The 4,502-nt window shown below is 69.8% G+C and carries 4 protein-coding genes; 1 reads left to right on the top strand and 3 read right to left on the bottom strand.

The features are described 5' to 3' along the window. Positions 1-50 precede the first annotated feature (50 nt). From ACFWEJ_RS27475 to ACFWEJ_RS27465, 3 genes are all read right to left on the bottom strand, one after another. Positions 51-551, bottom strand: coding sequence for a DUF1877 family protein (locus tag ACFWEJ_RS27475; RefSeq protein WP_377232346.1), 501 nt, complete (start codon positions 549-551; stop codon positions 51-53). Between the two features lie 180 nt (positions 552-731). Next, positions 732-1,910, bottom strand: a complete 1,179-nt coding sequence (locus tag ACFWEJ_RS27470) for a Vms1/Ankzf1 family peptidyl-tRNA hydrolase (protein ID WP_377232345.1) — start codon at positions 1,908-1,910, stop codon at positions 732-734. A gap of 201 nt (positions 1,911-2,111) precedes the next feature. Further along, positions 2,112-2,459 (bottom strand): chorismate mutase, encoded by a 348-nt coding sequence (locus tag ACFWEJ_RS27465; protein WP_285105256.1) that lies wholly within the window; start codon positions 2,457-2,459, stop codon positions 2,112-2,114. Between the two features lie 152 nt (positions 2,460-2,611). On the opposite strand from ACFWEJ_RS27465, the gene ACFWEJ_RS27460 reads away from it, so the two are divergent. Further along, on the top strand, positions 2,612-4,438 hold the full coding sequence (locus ACFWEJ_RS27460; RefSeq protein WP_377232344.1) for an AMP-dependent synthetase/ligase: 1,827 nt from the start codon (positions 2,612-2,614) through the stop codon (positions 4,436-4,438). The last annotated feature ends 64 nt before the right edge of the window (positions 4,439-4,502 follow it).

Here is a 4,502-nt window from a genome sequence, read left to right as displayed (position 1 = left end):
ACGCTGATCGGCGTCCCGCCCCCGTTTGTCTCTGCTGCGACTGTTCCGGCTCAGTTGAGCATCAGCACCACCGCGTCGCCGGCCTCGGCCGCGGCACCGTAGAACGCGGTCAGCTCGCCGTACGCGACGGCCAGGCGCTCGTGATCGGTCTCCGCGGCGTGCTCACCCGGGTCCGGGCACACGTCCTCGTCGCACACCTGGTCGGCGACGGCGAGCGGCGCCAAGGTGTCGAACGACGTGCCCACCAGGAACGCGGCCGCCTTCTCCACCTCCTCCGGGCCCAGGTAGCGCACCGGCGTGATCCCGTCGGTGGAGGCCAGCGCCGCACCACCCTGCACCGGGTCGACGGGCATGCCGCCGTGCACCCGGAGCACCGTGTGGAGCGGACCCCACACGGTGCCGATGCTGAAGTACCTGGCCTCCTGTGCCGGAAGATCCACCTCCACCCATTCGCCGGCGAGCTCGTCGATGTGCTCCAGCGCCCAGGTCAGATCTGTCCGTGCCTTGTCGAAGTCGTCGGCGGCAAGCCGCGCGTACTCACAATGAATCATCCCCATGGCCCAGGACCGTACCGATAATGCGTTTCCGTGTGTATGGGCAAAACGGACACATTCCGGCGCAACAATTTCTCATACGCGGTAAATCGGAAATTCCATCCAGTCTGGCGCCCGTTCTGAGCGCCTTTTGTCCGATCAACCGCTCGAGAATTCACATCGAATTCACGTGGGAGGTCAGTGCAGCCGACGGTCGTCGCCGGACATGCTGGCGAGCACCTCCGTGGGCGTCCCGTCGTCACGCCAGCGCAGGGTCGCGCCGACGCCGTCCATGAGCTCCACCGAACCCTCGGGCGCGAACGTCAGGCCGGCGTCCTGCCCCACCGCCGCGCGCACGAGCGCGACGCTGGCGGGCAGCTCCTCCAGCCGCTCCGTCACCCCCATGGCCTCGAGGTCGGACCGGTCGCCCGCGATGTGCATCGGGTCGGGCCCGATCCACAGCTTGCGCCCGTTCATGCGGCCGGGGCTCGTGCCGTACTCCTCCGCGAGCACGAGCTCCTTGACCTGCCCGCGCGCGAGCACCGCCACGACGTCGTCCACCGAGGTCACGGCGTTCGACTCCCGGCCGAGCTCCTGACGCAGCTCCGCCAGCACCCGTTCGCGCCGCCGCTCCCGGTAGGAGTCCACGGCGTCGGAGACCCGCTCGGCGAAAGCGCTCTCGTTCACGCCGCCGCCGCGTCCGCCGCCGGGCACCTCGACCAGCTTGTCGGTCGTCGGCGTCGTCAGCGCGGCCCGGGTGAGCGAGACCGCCCTCTTGTCGCCGGTGAGGAGCACCAGCTCCGGGTCGGACTCCGCCACGTGCCGTTCGATCTCGGCCGCCACGGCCGCGGCGTTGCGCTCCCAGGAGTCCTCGGCACGGGACTCGATCCGCGCCCGCTTGATCCCCGAGGAGCTGGTCTTCTCGATCTCGTCGTGCGGCGCCTGGAAGGTGCTGTGCACCTTGGCGTCCGGCCCCGCGCGGAGAAAGTCCGCGCCCGCCCGGTCCACCGTCACCTTGAGCACCTCCACCGACTCGTCGGCGGCCAGGGCGGCCTGCAGCAGGGCTGGGACGGCCTCCCAGGAGCCGGAGCTCGCGGTCGGCGGGTTGTTCACCACGCGGTCCACCAGCACGCCCGTCTCGTCGGCGATGACGACCCGGCCGTGCGGTCCCGGGACCCTCGTGGGTCGCAGCACCACCTCTTCGATCGCGTCCAGCACGGCGTCCGGGGCCTTCTGCTGCGCCAGGTCCCTGCGCACTGCGTTCCAGCGCCCGCCGACGTCACGGTCGGCGGCGTGCTCGGACGGCGTCGCGTCCAGGCACAGGGTGGCGAACGGTCCCGGGTGGCCGAGGAGGGGTTTGAGCCAATCGATCTTCATGAACACCTCCGCATCACCCGCCGAGGTCGAGGTGATGCCCTACCGCATGACCTCGCCCCGGCGTTGACTCCAGGAAACGACGGATCCCGGGCGCACGCCACCCCTGTGGGGGAAATTTCTGTGACCTGTACAGGAGATATTCGGACCCGACGTTTGCCAACTACCAGGAGAAGGCAAAAACGCGTCAGGCACAGGTCACCTTCAAGCGTAGGTGTCGACCTCAGGCAAATTGTCGCCCTTGTGCTGCGCGGCGATCAGCTCGTGGTGGCGGATCACCTCGCTCACGATGAACTGGCGGAACTGCTCGGCGAACTCGGGGTCCAGGCCGGACTCCTCGGCGATGCTCGTGAGCCGGGCGATCTGCTCCTGCTCGCGGGCAGGGTCGGCCGGGGGCAGCCCGCCGACCGCCTTGAGCTCCCCCACCCGGCGCGTCACCCGGAACCGCTCGGCGAGCAGGTAGACCAGCGCCGCGTCGATGTTGTCGATGCTCCCGCGGAGCCGGATGATCTCGGACGGCACCGGAGCGCTGGTCGGTTCGTTGTCAGACACAAGAAGAGGCTAACCGTCCACGGCCGCCAGGGGCGAAAGGCGGTTCCGACCTGAGACGGGGATCCGCTACAGTCACCCGAGCAGGCCACGCAACTTGGTGAAGCCCCGATACCGCGCCTTCACCTGTTCAAGACTTCAACGGAGAGCAGCACATGACACTTGCCACGTCGCCGGCCTTGGTGGAGGTGCCCGAAGGCACCAGCATCAACACGATCCTCGCGGACCGGGTGGCCCGCTCCGGGGACGAGGCGCTCATCGAGCGGCGTGACGCACCGGACGGCCCGTGGATCAAGGTGTCGGCGAGCCAGTTCGAGGACGAGGTGCTCGCCGTCGCCCGCGGCCTGGTGGCGCGCGGCATCAAGGCCGGCGACCGCGTCGCGATCATGTCCCGCACCCGGTACGAGTGGACGCTGCTCGACTTCGCCATCTGGGCCGCCGGCGCCGTCGCCGTGCCGGTCTACGAGACGTCGTCGGCCGAGCAGGTCCAGTGGATCCTGTCCGACGCCGACGTGCGCCTCATCGTGGTCGAGTCGAGCGCTCACGCCGAGACCGTCAAGCAGGTGCGGCCCAGCCTGCCCGGGCTCGAGGACATCCTGCTGATCGACGAGGACGCCGTGCTCGACCTGCGCAAGGCCGGCACCAACCTCTCCGCCGGCATCGTGGCCGAGCGGCGCGACGCCGTCCGGCGCGACGACCTGGCGACCATCATCTACACCTCGGGATCCACGGGCCGCCCCAAGGGCGTCGAGCTCACGCACGGCAACTTCGCGCACCTGACCCTGAACGCCGCCGCCGGCATCCCGGAGCTGCTGAGCGCCGAGAACGCGCGCACGCTCCTGTTCCTGCCGCTGGCGCACGTCTTCGCGCGCTTCGTCGAGGTCGCGACCATCGCCGGCCAGGCCGTGCTGGGCCACGCCCCGGACATCAAGAACCTGGTGGCCGACCTGGGCTCGTTCCGCCCGACGTACCTCCTGGCCGTGCCGCGCGTGTTCGAGAAGGTCTACAACAGCGCCGAGCAGAAGGCGTCCTCCGGGCTGAAGGCGAAGATCTTCGCCTGGTCCGCGCGCGTCGCCGAGGACTACTCGCGGGCCCTGGACGTGCCCGAGGGACCGGGCGGCGCGCTCAAGGTCAAGCACGCGATCGCCGACCGGCTGGTGTTCAGCAAGCTCAAGGCCACGATGGGCGGGCAGCTCAGCTGGGCCGTCTCGGGCGGCGCACCGCTGGGCGAGCGCCTCGGCCACTTCTTCCGCGGCGCGTGCGTGACCATCCTGGAGGGCTACGGCCTCACGGAGACCACCGCCCCGACGGCGGTGAACCTGCCCGGCAAGATCGTCATGGGTTCGGTGGGCCCGGCCTTCTTCGGCACGGGTATCCGCATCGCCGACGACGGCGAGGTGCTGCTGAGCGGGCCGCACATCTTCCGCGGCTACCGCAACCAGCCGGAGCTGACCGCGGAAGCGCTCGTCGACGGCTGGTTCCGCACCGGGGACCTCGGCCGCCTCGATGAGCACGGCCACCTGCACATCACGGGGCGCAAGAAGGAGATCATCGTGACCGCCGGCGGCAAGAACGTCGCCCCGGCCGTGCTCGAGGACCGGATGCGGGCGCACCCGATCGTGAGCCAGGTCGTGGTGGTCGGCGACCAGCGCCCGTTCATCGGCGCCCTCGTCACGCTCGACGCCGAGATGCTGCCCGGCTGGTGCGCCGCGAACGGCCTGCCGAAGCTGTCGGTTGCCGACGCGCGCGTGCACCCGAAGGTGCTGGCCGAGCTCGACAAGGTGGTCGCGCAGGCGAACGAGGCGGTCTCCAAGGCCGAGTCGATCCGCAAGATCACGGTGCTCGACCTGGACTTCACCGAGGCCAACGGATACCTCACGCCGTCCATCAAGGTGAAGCGGGCCAAGGTCATCGCGGACTTCGCGGGCACCATCGACGCCCTGTACGGCGCCCCGGCCGTCAAGGCCCTCCAGCCGAAGTAGAACGACGGGCGAACGAGGGGCGCCGAGTCAGCGTCTTGGTCCGCCTCGTCCCGGGTAGAAACCC

This window comes from Promicromonospora sp. NPDC060204, from assembly GCF_042728455.1.
Taxonomy (GTDB): Bacteria; Actinomycetota; Actinomycetes; order Actinomycetales; family Cellulomonadaceae; genus Promicromonospora.
Note: the sequence above shows the minus strand (reverse complement) of the source record. Positions and strands in the feature narration are given on the sequence as shown.

What these genes read in the sequence shown, in the direction of transcription:
- ACFWEJ_RS27475 (WP_377232346.1), bottom strand. Translation starts at nt 551, where the DNA reads ATGATTCATTGTGAGTACGCGCGGCTTGCCGCCGACGACTTCGACAAG.
- ACFWEJ_RS27470 (WP_377232345.1), bottom strand. Translation starts at nt 1,910, where the DNA reads ATGAAGATCGATTGGCTCAAACCCCTCCTCGGCCACCCGGGACCGTTC.
- ACFWEJ_RS27460 (WP_377232344.1), top strand. Translation starts at nt 2,612, where the DNA reads ATGACACTTGCCACGTCGCCGGCCTTGGTGGAGGTGCCCGAAGGCACC.